Origin of the sequence: Rhizobium sp. EC-SD404 (assembly GCF_902498825.1) — a bacterium.
Lineage (GTDB): Bacteria > Pseudomonadota > Alphaproteobacteria > Rhizobiales > Rhizobiaceae > Georhizobium.
Genome location: NZ_LR701459.1, coordinates 3,475,641 through 3,496,515 on the forward strand (window position 1 = coordinate 3,475,641; position 20,875 = coordinate 3,496,515).

Genomic DNA, 20,875 nt, shown 5'->3' on the forward strand with positions numbered 1-20,875 from the left:
TTTACGAAGACCCTGGCCATGACCATCACGACCCGATTTACCGGCGACTTCCGCGCCTATCCCGACGCGGGCGATCCGGGCTTCGGCGTCTATCTGCATTGGCCGTTCTGCGCAGCCAAATGCCCCTATTGCGATTTCAACAGTCACGTCCGCCACAAGCCCGTCGATCAGAGCCGCTTCGTCGACGCATTTCGGCAGGAGATCGCCTACACGGCGGGGATGACCGGGCCGAAGACGGTCACCAGCATCTTCATTGGGGGCGGTACACCGTCTCTCATGGACCCGTCGACCGTCGGCGCCATCCTCGAAACGGTGGCGCGCAACTGGCATGTGCCGGACGGGATCGAGATCACGCTCGAGGCCAATCCCTCATCGGTCGAGGCGACGCGCTTTCGCGGCTATCGCGATGCCGGGGTGAACCGCGTTTCCATGGGCGTTCAGGCGCTCAACAACGCCGATCTCAAGGTGCTCGGACGGCTGCACGACGTCGAGGATGCGCTGAAGGCCATCCGGCTCGCACGCGAGACCTTTCCGCGACTCTCCTTCGACCTGATTTATGCGCGCCCGAACCAGACCGTTGCAGCCTGGGAAGCCGAGCTGAAGCAGGCGATCGGCTACGCGGTCGACCATCTGTCGCTTTACCAGCTGACCATCGAAGAGGGCACGCCCTTCTATGCCCTGCACAAGGCTGGGAAGCTGATCGTGCCCGATGGCGATCTTTCGGCCGAGCTCTACGAGGCGACGCAGGCGATCACGGGGGAGGCCGGCATGCCGGCTTACGAGGTTTCCAATCACGCCCGGCCTGGCGCGGAAAGCCGGCACAACCTCACCTACTGGCGCTATGGGGACTATGCGGGCATCGGCGCCGGCGCCCATGGGCGGTTGACGCTCAATGGGACCCGTATCGCCACGGCGACGGAGCGCATGCCGGAACGCTGGCTGGAGATGGTGGAATCCCGCGGCGCCGCGCATGTCGAAATCGAGGAACTGGAGCCCGAGGAGCAGGCCGACGAATTGCTGCTCATGGGTCTGCGGCTGACCGAAGGCATCGAAGTCTCGCGCTGGCAGGCTCTTTCGGGGCGCCCTTTCGATTCCGCGCGCGAGCGGGACCTGATCGCAAACGGCTTCCTGGAGCGGCTCGGCAACGACCGCATTCGCTGCACGCCGGCCGGCATGCTCATTCTCGATGCGGTGGTCGCTGATCTCGCGATCTAGGAACAATCAACTGCGCTGACCGGCTGTCTCTTCGAGAAACCGATCGACGATCGCCGCCACGGGCTGATCGATATCGATCACCGTTGCGCCCTCCTCCGGTCCCGGCACTTCCAGCGTCCCCAACTGGCTGGCCAGCAGACCGGCTTTTATGAAATGGCCTTGGCGGGTTTCCAGGCGCTGGCGCAGCATCTCCATGCTTCCCACGAGGCAAAGGATACGCATATCCGGCGCCGTCGCCCGCAGGCGGTTGCGGTAGGCGCGTTTCAAAGCGGAACAGGCAACCACGATCGGGGCGTCCGAAACCGCCTGCAGCGTCGCGATTTCCGCCGCGATCCGATCCAGCCACGGCGCCCGCATCGCATCGTCGAGCGATTGGCCGGCGGCCATGCGGGCGATGTTTTCCGGCGGGTGAAACGCGTCGCCCTCGATCAACCGGCCACCAAGGCTGGAAACGAGTTCGGCGGCAACGCTCGACTTGCCACAGCCGCTGACGCCCATGACGAGGATGACCTTGGCCTGATCCGGCGTCACCACGGCGTCAAAGTTTCGCGAGAAGCGCCTGGCGCGTCGGCTCGTCGACGAAAGCCGCCTCGATCGCAGTGCGCGTCACGTCCCGCAACTGGTCATCAGACAAGCCGAACGCTTCCGAACCCAGCGCATATTCCCTAGCGAGTGACGTATCGAAGAACGGCGGATCATCCGAGGCCAGCGTAACCTTCACGCCTGCATCCATCAGACGACGGAAGGGGTGAGCCGCGAAATCGGGAAAGACGTTTAGCGCAATGTTGGAACCGGGGCAGACTTCCAGCACGGTACCTTCATCGGCAAGCCGCTTCACGAGAGCGGGATCTTCGACGGCACGCACGCCGTGGCCGATGCGGCTCGGTCGAACCACGTCGAGTGCGTCGCGAACACTGTCGGCCCCGACGAGTTCGCCGGCATGAATGGTGATGCCTAGCCCCGCATCACGTGCGATCTCGAACGCGCGCGCATAGTCGGCAACGCGGCCGAACCGCTCTTCGCCCGCCATGCCGAAGCCTGTGATCAATGGATGCGGCCTGGCTGCCGCAAAGCGTGCAGCACCTTCGACGGCGTCCGCGCCCAGATGGCGGACGCCGACCACGATCATCCGGCATTCGATGCCGGATTTCTCCCTGGCGCGCGCAATCCCTTCCGCCAAACCCCCGATATAGGCTTCGGAAGAGAGGCCGGCGGTGCGGGCGTGATCCGGTGAAACGAAAATTTCGCTGTAGACGGCGCCGGCCGTGTGCAGTTCGCCGAGATAGGTTTCCGCAAGAAGCGCGTAGTCCTCCGGCGTCCTGAAGAGCGCCGCCGCTCCGTCATAGGCCGCCATGAAGGTCGTGAAGTCGTGCCAGACATAGCGATCGCCGCTGATGAAGCTGGCGGTATCGACGCCGTAGCGTTGTGCCTGCGCCCGCGCGAGCACAGGCGGGATCGCGCCTTCGATGTGGCAATGGAGTTCCGCCTTGACCACCTGACCCGTCACAGGAAAGACCGCCCGTGCTTGCCGCGCGGCAGCTTCAGATGCGTGGCGATGCTTTCACCGATATCAGCAAACGTCGTGCGCACGCCGATCGACCGCGCAATGACATCCGGTCCGAAGGCCAGGATCGGCACCCGTTCGCGCGTGTGATCGCTGCCGCGCCAGGTGGGATCACAGCCATGATCCGCGGTGATGATCACCACGTCGCCCTTCTTCAGCTTGGCCTCGATTTCGGGTAGGCGTCGATCGAATGCTTCGAGAGCGGCCGCATAACCCGGAACGTCGCGGCGGTGGCCGAAGAGCATGTCGAAATCGACGAAGTTGGTGAAGACGAGATCGCCGTCTTCGGCATCGTCCATCGCTTCCAGTGTCCGCTGGAAGAGCGCCACGTTACCGTTGGCCTTGCGCAGGTCCGTCACGCCCTGGTGAGCGAAGATATCGCCGATCTTCCCAACCGCGATGACGTTGCGGCCGGCTTCCTTGGCACGATCCAACACGGTCGGCTCCGGCGGCGGCACGGAATAGTCGCGACGGTTTCCCGTACGCTCGAAGGTGGCGGCGCTTTCGCCGACGAAGGGCCGTGCGATGACACGCCCGATATTGAGCGGCGCGACCAGTTCGTGCACGCGTTCGCAAAGCTTCAGCAGCCGGTCGAGACCGAAATGCGTTTCGTGCGCTGCGATCTGGAAGACGCTGTCGGCGGAGGTGTAGCAGATCGGCTTGCCAGTACGGATGTGCTCCTCGCCGAGGCGCGCGATGATCTCCGTGCCCGATGCGTGGCAATTGCCGAGGATGCCGGGGATTTCGCCCTTCTCGACGATCTCCGCGACAAGCTCGGGCGAGAATGCGTCGCCTTCGGTCGGAAAATACCCCCAGTCGAATTCGACGGGAACGCCGGCGATTTCCCAGTGGCCGGAGGGCGTGTCCTTGCCGCGCGATGTTTCGCTTGCTGCGCCATAAATCGCGCGCGGGCGGTCATTGGTCGCGAGCGCAGCCGGCGTCGCGCCCGCGGCTAGGCGCATGGCGCGGCCGAGGCCGAGCGACGTCAGATTGGGGAGATCGAGCGGCCCTTCACGCAGACCCTGCCGGTCGCCAGCGCCCATTGCGCAGAACTCGGCGATGTGGCCGAGCGTGTCGGCGCCCTCATCGCCGAAAGCCTGGGCATCGGGAGCCCCGCCGATACCGACGGAATCGAGCACGAACAGAAATGCGCGCGACATGGGACACCCTCTTCACAACCAGGCTTCGAAGAGGTTCCATCGCCAGAATGGTGCAATCATGTCAAGCGCGGGTGCGCTCAACCATCAGCAGCTGCAGGTGACGCGTTCGCCGATGCGGGGGCGCAGATGGTAGGTCTTGCCCATGTCGATGTCGGTCATCGTCTGGCCGGTGATCGGGAACGACGTGATCATATCGTGCCGGTAGTCGATCTCGCTGCGCAGCAGAAACGTGTTCGCAATCTTCAGGTTCTCAGGGATATCGGCGACCGAGCCCACTTGATAGGCCGCCTCGCCATTGCCTGCGTTCGGCTTCCAGGACCATTCGACCTTCGGCACCAGATCCGCCCCAACCCAGATGCCCGTTACCTTCATCGCCACCGGCGTTGGGTCATAGGGCGACATGATGCTCTGAGCGACGGTGTTCATGCTCTTGAGATCGTCGCGCGTGACCGATTGCTTCTGGGTGATCAGGTCGGCGACGGTGCTCGACGCGCGCGCAAGCTTCTTGTTGACGGACATGGCGACGGAGACCTCGACCGCGCCGATATAGAGCACGATCATGACCGGCGCGATAAAGGCGAACTCGATGGCGCCAACGCCCGAGCGATCGCCACGCAAACGGCGCAGCAGGCCGCGAAATGTCTGTTTCGGCGCTGCGCTCATATCAGTACGCCTCGTTCTGGAATGCGGACGTTCCGACGATCAGATAGTCGGTCGGCATCGACCCGTCCGCGGGACGGATATTCGTGATGTGCGGGCGAATGAGGTCGGTGATGATCGGCCAGCGATAGAAGGCGCGCACCATGTTGACCGTGCCGGCGCCGCCCGGCGCATAACCGAAGTTCTCGGTGTCCAGATCGCCATAGGCGCGATTGTCCTGGCGCGGAATACCAACCGGGATGTTGGCGAAATTCGAAAAGGAACGGATGTCGAGATAGAGCTTGTCCGTCTCGCAGGAGAGCATGACCTCGATGCGCTCGCAAAAGGCATCGCGGAACTCTTCCTCGTCCATGTCCGTCGGCAGATTGGCGCCGGCAGTGATCTGTCCCGTGCGCAGCTGACGGCCGATATCGTCGACGGCATTGTCAAGCACTTGCTCCGCTGCGTAGGCAATGCAGGATTCGATGATCGCGAAGAGCAACATGAAAAACGGGATTGCGAGAATGGCGAACTCGATCGCGGCCGCCCCGTCTTCGGAACGGCGGAACGAGCGGCCTGCTCGGCCAAGACGTCTGAATACGCCTTTGCGACCTGTCGAAGCTGTCATCATGGTCCCCGCAACTGCCCTTTCAATGCTGAAAGGATTAGCGCAAAGGCCTTTACAATCCGTAATGCCAAACGCTCGAATCCGGTGCAACTGCCCCGGATGCAGGCGTTGGTAATCCTGGGGATCAGTTGACCGCAGCGGCCGTGTCGGACGGGGTCTCGCAGGTAGGCGAACAGATGAGGGTCGATGGTTCGGTGTTGCGGTAGACACGCAACTGGTCCGTGCCGTCGCGCGCGACGACGATCCGCTCGTCGACAAGGGTCGTGCCCTCGGTGTCGATGATGACGAGGTTCGTCACGCCAAACGATCTGCCCGTAACGACAATGGTCTGCGGATCGCTGACGGTGACGTCGGCGATGTTGGGATTTCCGATGATGACCTTGCTGACAGCGCGGTCGAGCTTCAGCACGCGAGCGTAGTCCATAAAGACGCGGATGTTTTCGGCTGCAGCCGGCAGGGTCGATACGGCGCTGAGCCCGACAAGGCTGCAGAGTGCAATGAGACCCGATCTGGCGGCACGCTTCGTCATCTTGGTCGACCCTTCAAGGCTGATCAGGAAAGCGTCATCGTTTCGCCTTCCCATGGAACGCGCGTCAGCGCCCACGTGACAGAGACTGAACGAGAATGGTGAATGAAGGCTTAAAGAGCTTCGCTCTACATCGTTGAACTTTAACGATCACCGTCCGTACTTGTTAACCATCGGGGCCGGATGATGGCCGCAAGCTTTCGGTAACCCTGTTTCTTAAGTGGATCGCAATGGGCCACACGTAGATTAGCGTCATCCGATCAACACGGCAGAACACGTTGACGGCAAATGCTGAATTTCACGGTGGAGCAAGGAGTAGCAAGATGAAAAACCTTATCGCACGTTTCATGAAAGACGAGTCGGGTGCAACGGCCATCGAATACGGTCTGATCGCAGCTCTGATCTCCGTCGGCATCATCGGCGCTGTTGGCCTGGTGGGCAATGAGTTGGAAGACACCTTCGGAGAAATTGAGAACGGCTTGGCAGGCCGGTAACAATCAGCCTCGCCGCCAGTTCTTTGAAGCCGCCCGCCCCAAAGGCGGGCGGCTTCTTAATTGGTTAACGCTATCGGTGCAAAAGTTTCGCTATTCAATTCACGCTCGGTTGGGGCATTGATGCTTACAGCAGCCATTCTCGTCATCTTTCCGCTTTGCATGGCCTATGCGGCCTTCTCAGATCTGTTGACGATGACGATCGCGAACCGCGTTTCGTTACTCTTGGTGGCTTCCTTTTTCCTTATCGCGCCATTTGCGGGCCTTCAGTTTTATGACGTCGGCAATCACGTCGCAGCAATGCTCATCGTCTTCGTCGTCTGCTTTGGCCTTTTCGCCGTAAACACTATGGGTGGCGGAGATGCCAAGCTTCTATCCGCCAGCGCACTTTGGTTCGGCCTCGGCACGGAGCTTCTGACTTTCCTTATTCTGGTTACCGCGATTGGTGGCCTTCTGTGCCTGTTCATCCTCAAGGCGCGTAGCCCAGCCGGCTTCTACATCATGTCGCGCATACCGCTGACCCATAATCTGACCACTGCGCAAGGCGTGCCTTATGGTATCGCCATCGGTGCTGCCGGTCTCATCACCTATCCGGACACCGCTATAATGCAGCAGGTCATGGCGCAGCTCGCGGCCGGCTGAGACCGGGTTAGCAAGGTTCGGTTAACTACGCTTGTAAGCATCGCGTTAACCTTAATTACACCAATAGCCAGCACTCTCCGACGAACAGACAGTCGTGTTCCGGGGAATCACCATGAAGCCTGCCCGCCTCGTCATACTTACCGTGGCCGTCGCCGCGGCCGGCCTGGCCGGCTATTTGGCGATGACGCTGAGCGCGCCGCAGCCCGTTACCGAGCCCTCCATCCAGCAGGTCACCGAACGCATCGACGTGACGGATGTCCTTGTCGCCAATACGAGCCTGCCGATCGGGACGCGTATCACGGCAGAAGTCATCGAGTGGCGTGAATGGCCGACGAGTGGTCTCACGGAAGGTTTCATCACCCGCAACGAACGGCCGGACGCATCGACCGAACTCGAGGGCGCCGTCGTCCGGCTGCCCGTTTTCGACGGCGAACCCATGCGCGCCGAAAAGATCGTCGATAGCTCATCGCGCATCATGTCGTCGCTGCTGCCTTCGGGCAAACGCGCGGTCGCAACCGATATCTCGGTTTCAACAAGCGCCGGCGGCTTCATTCTGCCGAACGACCGCGTCGATGTCGTCATGGTGCGGCGCGGGGAAACCGACAACTATCTGACCGAAGTCGTGCTCAGCAACATCCGCGTTCTGGCGATCGACCAGACGATCCAGGAAAACGATGACGGCAGCCGCACGGCAATCGGCTCGACCGCAACGCTCGAGCTGACGCCCGAGCAGACGCAGGTCATCGCGGTCGCCCAGCAGATGGCCGACCGGCTGACGCTCGCGCTGCGCAGCGTCGCCGACGTCCAGCAATCCGACACGACATTCGCAGAACATCTCTTGAGCGGTGAAAGCGGCGCGGATTCGATCCAGCTCATCCGCTCCGGCGCCATCACGAGCGTTGGCCAGTAAGACTTAAACGGGGGCAGACCACAGTGCTGACAACCAAGACATTCCGCCCGATCGCCCGCCCGACCCGTTTGTCGACGGCTCTCGCGCTGATCCTCCTCGCTGGTGCGGCAACGCTCAGTGATCCATTCTCCGGTTTCCAGATTGCCGCCGCACAGGCGCAGGAAGCCAACATCATTCGCATCGCGCAGGGCGGTTCAGGTGTTTCCAAGCGCGTTGGGCTCGGCCTCAACAAGGCGGTGGTGATCGATCTTCCGAGCCAGGCCGGCGACATCCTGGTTGCCGACCCATCGATCGCCGATGCCGTGACGCGCACTTCCACGCGGCTTTACCTCTTCGGCAAATCTGTCGGCCAGACCAACATCTTCGTGTTTGGACCGAACGGCGAAGAAGTCGTCACGCTGGAATTGCAGATCGAGCGCGACATCACCGGGCTGCAGCAGCAGCTGGCACGCTTCATTCCCGACAGCGACATCTCCGTCGAGATCATCAACGACAACATCGTGCTGAACGGCTCGGTGCAGACGCCGCAGGATGCCCAGCGCGCAAGTCAGCTCGCGCAGATATTCCTGACAGGCGGTGAAGCGACGACCCGCAACCTGACCGCTGTCGGCGACGGCGGCGATGCCGCGATCTTCGCCGAAGACCGCCAGACGTCGCAGATCGTCAACCTCCTGACGATCCAGGGCGAAGACCAGGTTACGCTGAAGGTCACGGTCGCCGAAGTCAGTCGCCAGGTGCTCAAGCAGCTCGGCTTCAACACGTCGAGCTCGATCAGCGGCTCGGCCGTGGCCGGCCGATTCCTCACCGACATGCCCGCCAATCTCGGCAAGCCGGCACTCGAAGCGACGAGCGGGAGCATATTCGGCAATTTCGGCGATTTCGATTTCGCCGGCTACATGAATGCCATGGAGCGCGCCGGCGTGATGCGCACGCTGGCCGAACCCTCGCTCACCGCGATCTCCGGCGAACCCGCATCCTTCTATGTGGGCGGTGAATTCCGCCTTGTCGATGGCCAGAGCGTCGGCGAAGACGACAATGGCAACCGCACGCTGACCTACGATATCGCGCAGGTCGAATACGGCATCCGCCTGAACTTCACGCCGGTCGTGCTTGCTCCGGGCCGGATCAGCATGCGTATCCGGACCGAAGTCTCAGAGCCCACCTTCGAGGACTCGGTCGCTCTGTCCGCCGGCACGAACGTGCAGGGCGCCAACCTGATGTCCATCCGGAGGCGCGAAGCTGAAACTTCGGTCGAGCTGCCGTCGGGCGGGTCGATCGTGATTGCCGGCCTCGTGCGCGATGACATCCGTCAGGCCATGTCCGGCTATCCAGGCCTTTCGAAGGTTCCGATCCTCGGCACGCTCTTCCGCAGCCGCGATTTCCAGCGCAACGAGACCGAGCTGGTCATCATCGCGACGCCTTATCTGGTGCGCCCGGTGGCTCGCAACGAACTCGCCCGTCCGGACGACAATTTCAACGCTGCAAGCGACGGCGCCGGCTTCTTCCTCGGCCGCGTGAACCGTGTCTATGGCCGCGCCGACACCAATCTGCCCGATGGCCGTTATCACGGCGCCGTCGGCTTCATCTACAAGTAAGCGCGGGGGCTTCCACCATGACCTTGAAGGCACGATCACCATTTAGCCGCCCCGCCGCACTGCGCAGCGTGCTTCTCGCAGGTATCGCGATGACGCTCGCGGCCTGCGCCAACGTGCATCACATCGAAGTCGGGGCAGTGCCGGACGATTACCGCACGAACCACCCGATCATCGTCGGCGAGCAGGAACGCACGATCGACATCCCTGTCGGCTCCGGCGACCAACGCATGACGCTCGGTGCACGGGGCGCCATTCGCGGCTACGCCAATCGCTATCGCGACACGGCTTCCGGCGCGATCACGATCCTGACGCCGCACGGTTCCGTCAATTCCAACGCCGCTTCGATCGTCGCCAACGACATTCGCTCGGAACTGGTTGCCCAGGGCATCCCCGGCGGCAACATCATCGTCACCGCCTATCAGGCGAACGCAACGGGCGATGCGGCACCGATCCGGCTTTCCTACTACGCGATCGCAGCCTCTACCGGGGAATGCGGACGCTGGCCCGAAGACATTCTCGCCAATGGCAACGAGAACAAGCATTACGCCAATTTCGGTTGCGCCTCGCAAAGCAACCTCGCCGCCCAGATCGCGGATCCGATGGATCTGATTGCGCCGCGCGGCTCATCGCCGATCGACGCGGAGCGCCGCGGCAACGCGATCGGCGACTATCAGGCGGACGGCGCTGCGCTTTAAGCGGCCACGCCGGACAACGGACTTTAGCCTCGGGGGCAGAACGACGATGAACGACAGCGACATTGAAGGGCGGGGCGAGATGAGCGAGAGCGACGTCGTGCGCGGGCAGATCGACCGGCTGAGGCCGCTTCCGCGGATCTCCATTCAGGCATTCTTCGAAACAGAGGGCCTGTTGCGGACGATCGAGCGCTGTGGCGAAGACCGCCGAATGGCCAAGGTCAATCTGAGGGTGAACAAGGGCGGTCTGCCGGCTGCGATCAACATGTTCGCCTCCCACCCAACGCCCAATCTGATCATCCTGGAATCGGACGGCGACCGGGCAACGCTGCTTGGCGAACTCGAACAACTTGCCGAAGTCTGCGACGCCTCGACCAAGGTCGTCATCGTCGGTCATCAGAACGATGTCGGCCTCTATCGCGAACTCATCCGTAACGGCATTTCAGAATATATCGTCGCTCCGGTGTCGCTTGCAGACCTGATCGGCGTCATCACCACGATCTTCGTGGATCCCGAGGCCGAACCGATCGGACGCACCATCGCCTTCGTCGGTGCCAAGGGTGGCGTGGGCTCGTCCACCATGGCCCACAACTGCGCCTTCGCGATTTCCAACCTCTTCTCCGAGGAAGTCATCCTCGCCGATCTCGACATGGCCTTCGGTACTGCCAACATCAATTTCGACCAGGACCCACCGCAGGGCATGTCCGAAGCAGTCTATTCGCCCGAACGGCTAGACGATGTGTTTCTCGATCGCCTGCTGGCCAAATGCTCTGAGCGGCTCTCGATGCTTGCCGCGCCGTCCATGCTCGACCGCACCTATGATTTCGAACAGTCGACCTTCACGCCGATGATCGAAGTGGTACAGCGCAGCGCACCGGTGGCCGTGCTCGACGTACCCCACGTCTGGACCGACTGGGCGCGCAACGTTCTCTCCACCGTCGACCAGGTCGTCATCACGGCGGTCCCGGATCTGGCGAACCTGCGCAACACCAAGAACATGCTCGACGTGCTGAAGAAGATGCGGCCGAACGACCAGCTTCCGCATCTGGTGCTGAACCAGGTCGGTCTGCCAAAACGCCCCGAGATCACACCTGCAGATTTCTGCGATCCGCTCGGCATCGAGCCCATCGCAATCCTGCAGTTCGAAGCGGCGCTCTTCGGATCGGCGGCGAACAGCGGCCGTATGATCAGCGAGATCGACGCCAAATCCTCAACCGCGGAAACGATCTCACAGATCGCCCATGTGGTCACGGGACGCGCGGAAGCGAAGAAGCGCAAGAAGTCCGGATTGCCGGACCTCATGTCCCTCATCGGCAGGAAGAAGGCAGCACGCTAGCCGGTCCTTTGACCGTCCAAACGTGCGGCATGCGAATTGAAGAACGGGAAGATCGATGTTCGGCAAAAGAGGCAAGGACGGATTTCAGCGCCCCCAGGTGCCTGCAGAGCAGATGCCGCCATTGGCTCCGGAAAGCCTGCGGCCCATCGCCGACGAGCTTGAGCTGACGGGAGCCGAGCCTGCGATCCAGGCTTCGGAAGCACTTCAGGCCAAGGCGCCCCCGCCCCCGCCGGTGCTCGAAACCCGTACCAAGTCCGCACCACCACCGCCGGCGCCGGAGCGTAAGCGCCCGCGCAAGACGGAAACCTATTACGACACCAAGAGTCAGGTCTTCGCGGCGCTGATCGACACGATCGATCTGTCGCAGCTTGCCAAGCTCGATGCCGAGAGCGCGCGCGAAGAAATCCGCGACATCGTCAACGACATCATCACGATCAAGAATTTCGCGATGTCGATCTCCGAGCAGGAAGAGCTGCTCGAGGATATCTGCAACGACGTTTTGGGCTACGGTCCGCTCGAGCCGCTGCTTGCCCGCGACGACATCGCCGACATCATGGTGAACGGCGCCGGACAGACCTTCATCGAAGTGGCGGGAAAGGTCGAGGAATCGGAGATCCGGTTCCGCGACAACTCGCAGCTTCTGTCGATCTGCCAGCGCATCGTCAGCCAGGTCGGCCGACGCGTCGACGAAAGCTCACCGATCTGCGATGCGCGTCTTCCCGACGGCAGCCGCGTCAACGTCATCGCACCGCCGCTTGCCATCGACGGCACCGCGCTTACCATCCGTAAGTTCAAGAAGGACAAGCTGACGCTCGATCAGCTGGTCAAATACGGGACGATCACGCCGGAAGGCGCGACGATCCTGCAGATCATCGGCCGCGTTCGCTGCAACATCGTCATCTCCGGCGGTACCGGCTCGGGCAAGACGACGCTTCTGAATTGCCTGACGCGCTATATCGACAAGACCGAGCGCATCATCACCTGCGAAGACTCCGCCGAATTGCAGCTGCAGCAGCCGCATGTGGTGCGCCTCGAGACCCGCCCGCCGAATATCGAAGGCGAAGGCGAGGTCACGATGCGCGACCTCGTCAAGAACTGTCTGCGTATGCGCCCCGAGCGGATCATCGTCGGCGAAGTCCGCGGCCCGGAAGTGTTCGACCTTCTGCAGGCGATGAATACCGGCCATGACGGCTCCATGGGTACGATCCACGCCAACACGCCGCGCGAATGCTTGGCACGTATGGAATCGATGATTGCCATGGGCGGCTATACGCTTCCCGCAAAGACGGTGCGCGAGATGATCGTCGGCTCGGTCGACGTCATCATCCAGGCCTCGCGCCTTCGCGATGGAACGCGTCGCATCACCCACATCACCGAAGTTATCGGCATGGAAGGCGATGTCGTCATCACTCAGGACCTGGTGAAGTTCTCCATGGATGGGGAAGACGCCAACGGCCGCATCATCGGCGCGCACAAGTCGACCGGCATCGGCCGTCCGCACTTTTGGGATCGCGCCCGTTATTACAACGAGGAAAAGCGCCTCGCCGCCGCCCTGGATGCGATGGAACGGGAATAGAGGAAGGCGACGCTCGTGTTCGGTTTAGACCCGCAAGTTGTTCTCATCGTCCTGCTCGTCGCAGTGGCCGCAGCGGGGCTCGCCTATGGCGCGCTTTACTCGCGCTTCGAGAACGAGAAGAAGGCGCAGGTCCGGCTGAAGCGCGTGCGCGCGGCTGAAACGGACCTGAACGCCGTGCGTGTCGCGCGTGACCGCGTCAACGAAGCTTCGCGCCGCCGCAAGACGATCGAGAATTCGCTGAAGGATCTCGAAGACAAGCAGAAAGAGAACCAGAAGACTTCCAAGTCTCCGCCTCTCAAGGTGCTTCTGATTCAGGCGGGTCTCTCCATCACCCCGCGCCAGTTCTACTTGATGAGCGCCGGGCTCGGAGCCCTGCTCGGGTTCATCACGTTTGTGGTCGGAATGCCGCTTCTTGTAGTCGCAGGAGTGGCGTTCGCTGCTGGTTTCGGCGTGCCACGGTGGATCGTCGGCTACATTCGCTCAAAGCGCATGAAGGCCTTTCTCAACGAATTTCCCAATGCGCTCGACGTCATGGTGCGCTCGATCAAGTCCGGTCTGCCGCTCAACGACGCGATCCGCTTGATCGCGGCGGAAGGCCAGGAGCCGGTCAAGAGCGAGTTCCGCCGGATTGTCGAAGCCCAGCAGCTCGGCATGTCTGTACCGGACGCCGTCGCACGGCTCTACAACAGCGTACCGCTGCCCGAGGCGAGCTTCTTCGCCATCGTCATTTCGATCCAGGCCCAGGCCGGCGGCAACCTCTCCGAAGCGCTCGGCAATCTTTCGAAGGTGCTTCGCGACCGCCGCAAGATGAAGGCGAAGGTCCAGGCGCTTTCGATGGAAGCGAAGGCGTCGGCGGCCATCATCGGCGCCCTGCCCTTCATCGTCGCATTTCTCGTCTACCTGACGTCGCCGGACTACATGATCGTCTTGTTCACCGATGCGCGCGGTCAGTTCATCATCGGTGTATCGGCCGTATGGATGAGCATCGGCATTCTCGTCATGCACAACATGATCAATTTCGAAGTCTGAGCCGGGGCGGGCAACACGATGTTCACGACCATCATCAACACGGCGACCCAACCGAGCTTCGTGCTCGCAGTGCTGGTCTCGATCTCGGTGTTCGCGACGCTCATCACGTTCGTGATGCCCTATTTCGAGCGCGGCGACCTCAACCAGCGCATGAAGGCAGTGGCCGTCGAGCGCGATGAAATTCGTGCGCGGGAACGCGCCCGGCTCAATGCGGAGCAGAACCGTCGCGGGTCGCTACGCCAGGAAAACAACTCGTCGCTCCGCCAGATCGTCGAAAAGCTGAACCTGCGCAAGGCGCTCGTCGATGACAACACGGTCGCGAAACTTCGCTCCGCCGGCTACCGCAGTCCCAATGCGCTCAACCGGTTCCTCTTCGCGCGCTTCGCTCTGCCCTTCTTCTTTCTGGCCGGCGCCGTCTTCTATGTGATGTTCATGGGCGGGCTTGCCGAACAGCCCTTCACGATCAAGCTCCTGTTCTGCATGGTCGTCGCCTATGCCGGCTTCTATGCGCCGAACATCTACGTCACCAACAATGCAAACAAGCGGCAGAAATCCATTCGCCTCGCCTGGCCCGATGCGCTCGATCTGACGCTGATCTGCGTGGAATCCGGCGTCTCGATCGAAGCGGCGCTCCGCCGCGTAGCCGATGAGATCGCATCCCAATCGACGGCTCTGGCCGAGGAACTCGTTCTCACGACGGCCGAGCTTTCCTATCTGCAAGAGCGCCGTCAGGCGTATGAGAACCTCGGCAACCGGACCGGCCTCGAAAGCGTCAGATCCGTCAGCCAGGCACTGATCCAGGCCGAGCGTTACGGCACGCCGATCGCCCAGGCGCTGCGCGTTCTTGCTCAGGAAAGCCGGGACCACCGCATGATGGAAGCCGAGAAGAAGGCCGCAGCCTTGCCGCCGAAGCTCACCGTACCGATGATCCTGTTCTTCCTGCCGGTTCTCTTCGGCGTCATCCTCGGCCCCGCCATCATCGGCGTCATGGACACGTTCTAAGAACGCTAGCCCGACGTCCGGTCGGAATGGCCGAGATCGCGCTCGGGAAACGCCGCATCCCGCACACGCTGCTTCAGCACCTTGGCTTCGGGAAAGCCGCCGTCGCGCTTGCGCTCCCAGACGAGTTCATCGCCGACCCTGATCTCGAAGACGCCGCCAGTCCCGGGCTCGAGCGCTACCGCCTCCAGTTCCTGACCGAATGTCTGCAGCAGTTCCTGAGCCAACCATGCCGAGCGCAGAAGCCAGTTGCACTGCGTGCAATAGCGGATGGAGATCGTCGGTTTGGATGTGTGCTCGCCGCTCACATCGACCTCGCACCGGCGATCTCGCCGAGCCTGTCTTCGAACTCATAGATCGCGCAGGCGATGTGATAGAAGCTGCTCGCCGGCGCCGGCTCGTCGACGAACGAGCCATCGGCCCGCATCTTGTCAAACCATAGGCCGCTGACCGGGGTCTCCAGGAACCGCCTGAGCGCAGATGCGGCCCGCGCTGCCGAGGCAAGATAGCGTTCGCGCTCGCGACCCGAGCACATGGCGGCCAGCAGGCTCGCAGCCTTCAGCCATTCCGTCTGCGCCCAAAGACGTGCGATGGGGTCGACCACGCCGAACGCGTCGTCCAACGCCATGAAGGCAACGCCGCGCGTGTCCACGCCGTGCGTTTCTCCGATGTCGAAAAGCCGGGCCGCATAGGCGACATGGCGATCCTCTGCGACACCGCCGCGGGCGTGGCGGGCAAGCAACCAGGCCCACTCGAACTGATGGCCCGGCTCGACGATCCGGCCCGTCTCATCCGGCATCGGCAACCAGTCTCTGCCGAAGAATTCCCGCAGCGCGCCGGTCTCGGCATTAATGAAACGGCGGGTCGCGAGTGATGCGATCTCATCCGCGAGCGCGGCGAATGCGCCTGTGTCCACATCGGGCACTGCCGTCCAGACCTGCGCGGCCTCGAAGAGATGCATGTGCGGATTGGACTTGAGCGGCGCCGTCGGCGGCTCGCTTTCCTCAAACCCGGCAATCGGATGGGAAAACCGCGCCTTCAAACGCGACAGGAGCGCCACCGCCTCATGATGCAGTGCGCCACGCTTTTCCAGGAACACCTTAGCCGCCGAAGCCAGCGCAAGGAGAACGAAGGCATGGTTATAGAGATCGAACCGATCGTCGATCAGACCGTCGGGTCCGGCAACATTTCCGTAAAGGCCATCGCCGCGCCGATAGACGGTTGTCAGCCGATCGAGCGCCTGTTCCACCGGCGAGCGCCAATCGCCGTTCCAGTGATGCAGCCCTGCTTCGGCATAGACGTAAATCTGCCGTGGCACCACGCGTGCGCGCACCGGTTCGCTCACCGCATTGCCGGAATGGTCCATCCGTTCAACGAAGCCCCAATCGGGGTCGACGCCGCGATCCGCCCAAAGCGGCAGGGCGTCCTCGTCCAGCCACCGCCGCAGGGCACGCGCGTGGGCTTGTGCATTGCCAAGTTCGCCGCTCATGCGAAAGCGAGCTCCTCGACGCTTTTGCCGATAAGCGCTGCCAGTGCCACAACAACCATGGCGTGATCGTCGCGCTGCGGCAGGCCCGAAACGGTAACGGTCCCGATCATACCAGCACCTTGAATGCGGATCGGGAAGCTGCCGCCATGGGCCGCATAGTCCGCATCGGCAAGCGCATATTTCCCGTCGAGCGTCGCCTCCGCCCGCTTCAGCCCGAGACCGACGGCATAGCTCGCCCGCTGAAAATGAAGGGCCACGTTGCGCTTGCGCCGGATCCAGTTGGCGTTATCGAGCGTCGCCCCGCCAACGACGGTGTGGAACAGGCACTGGCCGGCGATCGTGATGTCGATCGCAACCGAGACGTCCGCCTGCTTTGCGGCATCGCGCAGAAGCGTGCCCAGCTTGAAGGCCTGATCCGCATCGAAGGTCGCAAAAACGAGCGCGTCTTCCTGCTCGGCGATCTTTCTCAGATCGGCTTCGATATCCTGCATGGTGGGTCCTTCGCGATTCAGGCGCTTGTCGCGCTATCCTTCCACAGCCAGGCGGCGCCGCGAACCCCCGAACTGTCGCCATGCACCGCCTTGCGGATCGGAGTCTCGAAGCCGTCGCCGAAGATGTAGGTCTCGATCAGCGGCGGCAGGTCGGCATAGAGTTCGTCGACATTGGACATGCCGCCGCCAAGCACGAAGACATCGGGATCGACGACGTTGACCAGCAGCGCAAGACTACGGGCGAGACGATCCGCAAAACGGCGGTAGACACCATCCGCCACCGCATCGCCGGCACGCTTGTCGGCGAGAATGTCGCGGCCGCGTTTTGCCCGGCCGGTCGTCAGGCGGTAGTCGAGTTCGAGCCCGGTGCCGGACGCATACATTTCCTGGCAGCCGGTCTTGCCGCACCAGCAGGTGTGGCCCGGATATTCGTCCGGCCGCATCCACGGCAGCGGATAGTGGCCGATTTCGCCGGCGAAACCCTGAAACCCCGCATGGACGCGCCCGTCGATGACGAGACCGCCACCGTGGCCGGTGCCGATGATGATGCCGAAGACCACATGGGCGCCCTCGCCTGCCCCATCCACCGCCTCCGATACGGCAAAGCAATTGCCGTCATTGGTGATGCGCACCGGGCGGTCGAGCGCGGTTTGGAGGTCCGCGCCGAGCGGCTTGCCGTTCAGGAAGGTCGTGTTGGCGTTGCGGATGAGGCCGGTGCGCGGCGACGGACTGCCTGGAATGCCGAGACCGACGGTGCCGCGCTCGCCCGTCTCTGCTTCAACATGCGCGACGAGATCGCGCACCGCAGTCACGCAGGCATCGTAGCCGGCGCGCGGCGTGTCGATGCGATGACGTGCGCGCGTCTCGCCATGGGGCGAGAGCGCGATCACTTCCATCTTGGTGCCGCCCCAATCGATACCGATCAGCATTGTCTCACCGGTCAGGCGAGGCGCTGGGTCGTCTTGGGATCGAACACGACAGCCTTGTCCAGATTGAAGGCGAACTGGAATGTCTCGCCGGCGCGCGCATCGACATCGGAGCGCACGCGGGCGGTGATCTCCTTGCCGGCGATCTTGGTCACGACGAAGGTGTCGGAGCCGGTCGGCTCGACGAGATCGACAAGCGCATCGACGAAGCTCACGGAATTCGCTTCGGGATCCGTCAGGCCGCGATCGGTGATCGCCTCGGGGCGGATGCCCAGAATGACGCCCTGGCCGTCGACGAACTTGGTTTCGCGGACCGAGCTCGGCATCGCGAGACGGATCGGACCGTCGCTGCCGCTCCCGGCGAATTCGATCGCCTGCTCGGTGCCATTGGTGACGACCTTGCCTTCCAGCAGGTTCATCGCGGGCGAACCCATGAAGTCGGCGACGAACAAATTGGCCGGGCGGCGGTAGATTTCCTCAGGCGAACCCACCTGCTGGACGATGCCTTCCTTGAGCACGGCGATCTTGGTCGCCATGGTCATCGCCTCGATCTGGTCGTGAGTCACATAGACGATCGTGGCACCGGTATCGCGGTGCAGGCGCTTGATCTCGGCCCGCATTTCCACGCGCAGCTTCGCGTCGAGGTTCGACAACGGTTCGTCGAACAGAAATACGCGCGGCTTGCGCACGAGCGCGCGGCCCATGGCAACGCGCTGGCGCTGGCCACCGGAGAGCTGGCTCGGACGTCGCTTCAGGAGATGCTCGATCTGCAGCGTCTTCGCCGCCGCCTTCACCGCTTCCTCGCGTTCGGGTTTCGGCACGCCGCGCATTTCGAGCGCGAAGGCGATGTTTCCCTCCACCGTCATGTTCGGGTAGAGCGCGTAGGATTGGAACACCATCGCGATATCGCGCTTGGACGGGTGCAGGTCGTTGACGATCTCGCCGTCGATGACGATGTCGCCCTTGGTCACGTCGGTCAGGCCGGCCACTGTGTTCAGCAAGGTGGACTTGCCGCAGCCGGATGGGCCGACGAGGACGAGGAACCCGCCCTTGTCGAGCGTGATGTCGATGCCCTTGAGGATATCGGCACCGGCGATCGTCTTGTAGAGATCGCGAATTTCAAGAAAGGCCATGGGCTTATCCCTTCACCGCGCCGGCCATCAGACCGCGCACGAAATAGCGCCCCGCGACGACATAGACGATCAGCGTCGGCAGAGCGGCGAACATGGCGGCTGCCATGTCCACATTGTATTCCTTCACGCCCGTCGACGACGAGACGAGGTTGTTCAAGGCGACCGTCATCGGCGCTCCACCGCCCGAGGCAAAGGAGACCCCGAACAGGAAGTCGTTCCAGATATTGGTGAACTGGTAGATTACCGTCACGACGATGATCGGCCCGGAGCTCGGAAGCAGGATGCGCCAGAAGATCTTGAAGAAGCCGGCACCGTCCATCTGGGCCGCCTTGATCAGTTCATCCGGAAACGCCTCATAATAGTTGCGGAAAAACAGCGTCGTGAAGCCGAGACCGTAGACGACGTGGACCAGCACGAGCCCCGTCGTGGAATTCGACAGGCCGATCAGCCCGAGCACGCGCGCCATCGGGATCAGGACCGCCTGGAACGGGATGAAGCATGCGAAGAGCATCATGCCGAAGACGAGCTTGTGGCCGGGAAAGCGCCATTTCGTCAACACGTAGCCATTGAGCGCGCCGAGGATCGTGGAGATCGCCACGGCCGGAATGACCATCTTGATGGAATTCCAGAAATAGCCGCTGATCCCCGTACAATTGACGCCGACGCACGCGGTGCCCCAGGCCTTGGCCCAGGCTTCGAATGACGGCTCTTGGGGTAGCGACAGCATGTTGCCCGAACGAATCTCGGCCAGCGGCTTCAGCGACGTGATGATCATCACGAAGAGCGGCAGCAGGTAGATCAGCGCAAACAGGATCAGGACCGCGTAGATGAAATACCGGGCAAAGCGCGCCGAGCCCGGCGAGACGGACGTGGCAGCCGCGCTCATCGCTCACGCTCCCTCAGTTCCGAATAGAGATAGGGGATGATGATGGCGGAGATGCCCATCAGCATCATGACGGCACTTGCCGAGCCAACGGCCATCTGGCTGCGCGTGAAGGTGTAGGCATACATGAAGGTCGACGGCAGTTCCGTCGCGTTCCCAGGTCCGCCGCCGGTCAATGCAATCACAAGGTCGTAGGACTTGATCGCCATGTGGGCGAGCACGATGACGGCCGACAGGAAGGCCGGCCGCAACAGTGGAATGATGATCCGGCGATAAATCGCATAGGTGGAAGCGCCATCGATTTCGGCGGCCTTGATGATTTCGCTGTCGATGCCGCGCAGACCGGCGAGAAACATGGCCATGACGAAGCCGGAGGCCTGCCAGACGCCCGCGATCACGACCGTATAGATCGCCATGTCGGTGCTCGTCAGCCAGTCGAACTCGAAACTTTCCCAGCCCCACTGCTTCATGGTGCGCTCGAGCCCGAGGCCCGGATTGAGGAACCACTTCCACGCCGTACCGGTGACGACAAAGGAAAGCGCCATCGGGTAGAGGAAGATCGGCCTCAGAACGCCTTCACCGCGGATGCGCTGGTCGAGCAGGATGGCGAGCGTCAGGCCGATCGCGATGCAGAAGAAGATGTAGAGCGAGCCGAAGATCGCCAGGTTCTGCAGCGCCACATACCAATTGGGCTGCGACCACAAATTCACATAGGCGCCAAACCCTACCAGTTCATAGACCGGCAGGATGCGCGAATTGGTGAAGGAGAGGTAGAGCGTCCACAGGATGAACCCGTAGACGAAGAACAGGATCAGCGCGAAGGAGGGTGCGAGCACCACTTTCGGCAGGATATCGCGGGCCTTGTCGAGGACCCCGGCCCTGTGGCGCACTGGCTCGACCGCGTCCACTGTGACGGTCATCTCCGCCCTTTCCCAATTTGTATCGAATTGT

Annotated in this window: 23 protein-coding genes; 10 read left to right on the plus strand and 13 right to left on the minus strand. The window is 62.3% G+C overall.

Annotated elements, in window-relative coordinates; all coding sequences use genetic code 11:
* Window positions 1–18 precede the first annotated feature (18 nt).
* Window positions 19–1,215, plus strand: a complete 1,197-nt coding sequence (hemW, locus tag GC125_RS17620; RefSeq protein WP_151986846.1) for a radical SAM family heme chaperone HemW — start codon at window positions 19–21, stop codon at window positions 1,213–1,215.
* A gap of 6 nt (window positions 1,216–1,221) precedes the next feature.
* Here the strand turns inward: hemW and GC125_RS17625 are convergent, their stop codons facing one another.
* From GC125_RS17625 to GC125_RS17650, 6 genes are all read right to left on the minus strand, one after another.
* Entirely contained in the window at window positions 1,222–1,746 is a 525-nt protein-coding gene (locus tag GC125_RS17625; protein ID WP_286165561.1) for a gluconokinase, read from the minus strand.
* Window positions 1,747–1,753: 7 nt separating this feature from the next.
* Entirely contained in the window at window positions 1,754–2,722 is a 969-nt protein-coding gene (locus tag GC125_RS17630) for an adenosine deaminase (protein ID WP_151986847.1), read from the minus strand.
* Window positions 2,719–3,939: a phosphopentomutase gene (locus GC125_RS17635; RefSeq protein ID WP_151986848.1), complete on the minus strand. Its 1,221-nt coding sequence runs from the start codon at window positions 3,937–3,939 to the stop codon at window positions 2,719–2,721. The genes GC125_RS17630 and GC125_RS17635 overlap by 4 nt, the downstream gene beginning before the upstream one ends.
* An 84-nt stretch (window positions 3,940–4,023) precedes the next feature.
* A complete protein-coding gene (locus GC125_RS17640) occupies window positions 4,024–4,602 on the minus strand; it encodes a TadE/TadG family type IV pilus assembly protein (RefSeq protein ID WP_151986849.1) in 579 nt (192 codons plus the stop codon).
* Between the two features lies 1 nt (window position 4,603).
* A complete protein-coding gene (locus GC125_RS17645) occupies window positions 4,604–5,206 on the minus strand; it encodes a TadE/TadG family type IV pilus assembly protein (RefSeq protein WP_286165562.1) in 603 nt (200 codons plus the stop codon).
* Between the two features lie 124 nt (window positions 5,207–5,330).
* Window positions 5,331–5,735 carry a pilus assembly protein N-terminal domain-containing protein gene (locus GC125_RS17650; RefSeq protein ID WP_151986851.1) on the minus strand — a complete coding sequence of 135 codons (405 nt, stop codon included), beginning with the start codon at window positions 5,733–5,735 and terminating at the stop codon, window positions 5,331–5,333.
* Window positions 5,736–6,055: 320 nt separating this feature from the next.
* Here GC125_RS17650 and GC125_RS17655 point away from each other — a divergent pair, with 320 nt between their 5' ends.
* The 9 genes from GC125_RS17655 to GC125_RS17695 all read left to right on the plus strand — a co-directional run bounded on the left by GC125_RS17655 (window position 6,056) and on the right by GC125_RS17695 (window position 15,005).
* Window positions 6,056–6,226: a Flp family type IVb pilin gene (locus GC125_RS17655; RefSeq protein ID WP_151986852.1), complete on the plus strand. Its 171-nt coding sequence runs from the start codon at window positions 6,056–6,058 to the stop codon at window positions 6,224–6,226.
* A 120-nt stretch (window positions 6,227–6,346) separates the two neighbouring features.
* Complete coding sequence (locus GC125_RS17660) at window positions 6,347–6,865, plus strand: A24 family peptidase (RefSeq protein WP_151986853.1); 519 nt, start codon at window positions 6,347–6,349, stop codon at window positions 6,863–6,865.
* Between the two features lie 112 nt (window positions 6,866–6,977).
* Window positions 6,978–7,775, plus strand: a complete 798-nt coding sequence (gene cpaB / locus GC125_RS17665) for a Flp pilus assembly protein CpaB (RefSeq protein ID WP_151986854.1) — start codon at window positions 6,978–6,980, stop codon at window positions 7,773–7,775.
* Window positions 7,776–7,843: 68 nt separating this feature from the next.
* Window positions 7,844–9,370 (plus strand): type II and III secretion system protein family protein, encoded by a 1,527-nt coding sequence (locus GC125_RS17670; protein ID WP_151988051.1) that lies wholly within the window; start codon window positions 7,844–7,846, stop codon window positions 9,368–9,370.
* Between the two features lie 17 nt (window positions 9,371–9,387).
* Complete coding sequence (locus tag GC125_RS17675) at window positions 9,388–10,065, plus strand: CpaD family pilus assembly protein (RefSeq protein WP_151986855.1); 678 nt, start codon at window positions 9,388–9,390, stop codon at window positions 10,063–10,065.
* A 46-nt stretch (window positions 10,066–10,111) separates the two neighbouring features.
* Window positions 10,112–11,398, plus strand: coding sequence for a CpaE/TadZ family protein (locus GC125_RS17680; RefSeq protein WP_151986856.1), 1,287 nt, complete (start codon window positions 10,112–10,114; stop codon window positions 11,396–11,398).
* A 55-nt stretch (window positions 11,399–11,453) separates the two neighbouring features.
* On the plus strand, window positions 11,454–12,974 hold the full coding sequence (locus GC125_RS17685; RefSeq protein WP_151986857.1) for a TadA family conjugal transfer-associated ATPase: 1,521 nt from the start codon (window positions 11,454–11,456) through the stop codon (window positions 12,972–12,974).
* A gap of 15 nt (window positions 12,975–12,989) precedes the next feature.
* Complete coding sequence (locus tag GC125_RS17690; protein ID WP_151986858.1) at window positions 12,990–14,003, plus strand: type II secretion system F family protein; 1,014 nt, start codon at window positions 12,990–12,992, stop codon at window positions 14,001–14,003.
* Window positions 14,004–14,021: 18 nt separating this feature from the next.
* Entirely contained in the window at window positions 14,022–15,005 is a 984-nt protein-coding gene (locus GC125_RS17695) for a type II secretion system F family protein (protein ID WP_151986859.1), read from the plus strand.
* A gap of 5 nt (window positions 15,006–15,010) precedes the next feature.
* On the opposite strand, the gene GC125_RS17700 is transcribed toward GC125_RS17695, so the two are convergent.
* From GC125_RS17700 to GC125_RS17730, 7 genes are read right to left on the minus strand one after another with little or no spacing between them, the layout of a single operon-like run.
* Complete coding sequence (locus GC125_RS17700; RefSeq protein WP_151986860.1) at window positions 15,011–15,310, minus strand: Rdx family protein; 300 nt, start codon at window positions 15,308–15,310, stop codon at window positions 15,011–15,013.
* Window positions 15,307–16,491 carry an AGE family epimerase/isomerase gene (locus GC125_RS17705; RefSeq protein WP_151986861.1) on the minus strand — a complete coding sequence of 395 codons (1,185 nt, stop codon included), beginning with the start codon at window positions 16,489–16,491 and terminating at the stop codon, window positions 15,307–15,309. The genes GC125_RS17700 and GC125_RS17705 overlap by 4 nt, the downstream gene beginning before the upstream one ends.
* Complete coding sequence (locus tag GC125_RS17710; RefSeq protein WP_151986862.1) at window positions 16,488–16,982, minus strand: heme-degrading domain-containing protein; 495 nt, start codon at window positions 16,980–16,982, stop codon at window positions 16,488–16,490. The genes GC125_RS17705 and GC125_RS17710 overlap by 4 nt, the downstream gene beginning before the upstream one ends.
* 17 nt (window positions 16,983–16,999) lie before the next feature.
* Window positions 17,000–17,911: an ROK family protein gene (locus GC125_RS17715; RefSeq protein ID WP_151986863.1), complete on the minus strand. Its 912-nt coding sequence runs from the start codon at window positions 17,909–17,911 to the stop codon at window positions 17,000–17,002.
* Between the two features lie 11 nt (window positions 17,912–17,922).
* Window positions 17,923–19,041 (minus strand): ABC transporter ATP-binding protein, encoded by a 1,119-nt coding sequence (locus tag GC125_RS17720; protein ID WP_151986864.1) that lies wholly within the window; start codon window positions 19,039–19,041, stop codon window positions 17,923–17,925.
* 4 nt (window positions 19,042–19,045) lie between these two features.
* Entirely contained in the window at window positions 19,046–19,927 is an 882-nt protein-coding gene (locus GC125_RS17725; protein ID WP_151986865.1) for a carbohydrate ABC transporter permease, read from the minus strand.
* Window positions 19,924–20,844: a carbohydrate ABC transporter permease gene (locus tag GC125_RS17730; RefSeq protein WP_126006643.1), complete on the minus strand. Its 921-nt coding sequence runs from the start codon at window positions 20,842–20,844 to the stop codon at window positions 19,924–19,926. The genes GC125_RS17725 and GC125_RS17730 overlap by 4 nt, the downstream gene beginning before the upstream one ends.
* Between the last annotated feature and the right edge of the window lie 31 nt (window positions 20,845–20,875).

Bases quoted from the DNA above. Each gene is read 5' to 3' on its own strand.
- GC125_RS17720 (WP_151986864.1), bottom strand. From the start codon at position 19,041: ATGGCCTTTCTTGAAATTCGCGATCTCTACAAGACGATCGCCGGTGCC.
- GC125_RS17655 (WP_151986852.1), top strand. From the start codon at position 6,056: ATGAAAAACCTTATCGCACGTTTCATGAAAGACGAGTCGGGTGCAACG.
- GC125_RS17650 (WP_151986851.1), bottom strand. From the start codon at position 5,735: ATGACGAAGCGTGCCGCCAGATCGGGTCTCATTGCACTCTGCAGCCTT.
- GC125_RS17685 (WP_151986857.1), top strand. From the start codon at position 11,454: ATGTTCGGCAAAAGAGGCAAGGACGGATTTCAGCGCCCCCAGGTGCCT.
- GC125_RS17695 (WP_151986859.1), top strand. From the start codon at position 14,022: ATGTTCACGACCATCATCAACACGGCGACCCAACCGAGCTTCGTGCTC.
- GC125_RS17715 (WP_151986863.1), bottom strand. From the start codon at position 17,911: ATGCTGATCGGTATCGATTGGGGCGGCACCAAGATGGAAGTGATCGCG.
- GC125_RS17705 (WP_151986861.1), bottom strand. From the start codon at position 16,491: ATGAGCGGCGAACTTGGCAATGCACAAGCCCACGCGCGTGCCCTGCGG.
- GC125_RS17645 (WP_286165562.1), bottom strand. From the start codon at position 5,206: ATGACAGCTTCGACAGGTCGCAAAGGCGTATTCAGACGTCTTGGCCGA.
- hemW (WP_151986846.1), top strand. From the start codon at position 19: ATGACCATCACGACCCGATTTACCGGCGACTTCCGCGCCTATCCCGAC.
- GC125_RS17730 (WP_126006643.1), bottom strand. From the start codon at position 20,844: ATGACCGTCACAGTGGACGCGGTCGAGCCAGTGCGCCACAGGGCCGGG.
- cpaB (WP_151986854.1), top strand. From the start codon at position 6,978: ATGAAGCCTGCCCGCCTCGTCATACTTACCGTGGCCGTCGCCGCGGCC.
- GC125_RS17640 (WP_151986849.1), bottom strand. From the start codon at position 4,602: ATGAGCGCAGCGCCGAAACAGACATTTCGCGGCCTGCTGCGCCGTTTG.
- GC125_RS17660 (WP_151986853.1), top strand. From the start codon at position 6,347: ATGCTTACAGCAGCCATTCTCGTCATCTTTCCGCTTTGCATGGCCTAT.
- GC125_RS17710 (WP_151986862.1), bottom strand. From the start codon at position 16,982: ATGCAGGATATCGAAGCCGATCTGAGAAAGATCGCCGAGCAGGAAGAC.
- GC125_RS17680 (WP_151986856.1), top strand. From the start codon at position 10,112: ATGAACGACAGCGACATTGAAGGGCGGGGCGAGATGAGCGAGAGCGAC.
- GC125_RS17725 (WP_151986865.1), bottom strand. From the start codon at position 19,927: ATGAGCGCGGCTGCCACGTCCGTCTCGCCGGGCTCGGCGCGCTTTGCC.
- GC125_RS17635 (WP_151986848.1), bottom strand. From the start codon at position 3,939: ATGTCGCGCGCATTTCTGTTCGTGCTCGATTCCGTCGGTATCGGCGGG.
- GC125_RS17675 (WP_151986855.1), top strand. From the start codon at position 9,388: ATGACCTTGAAGGCACGATCACCATTTAGCCGCCCCGCCGCACTGCGC.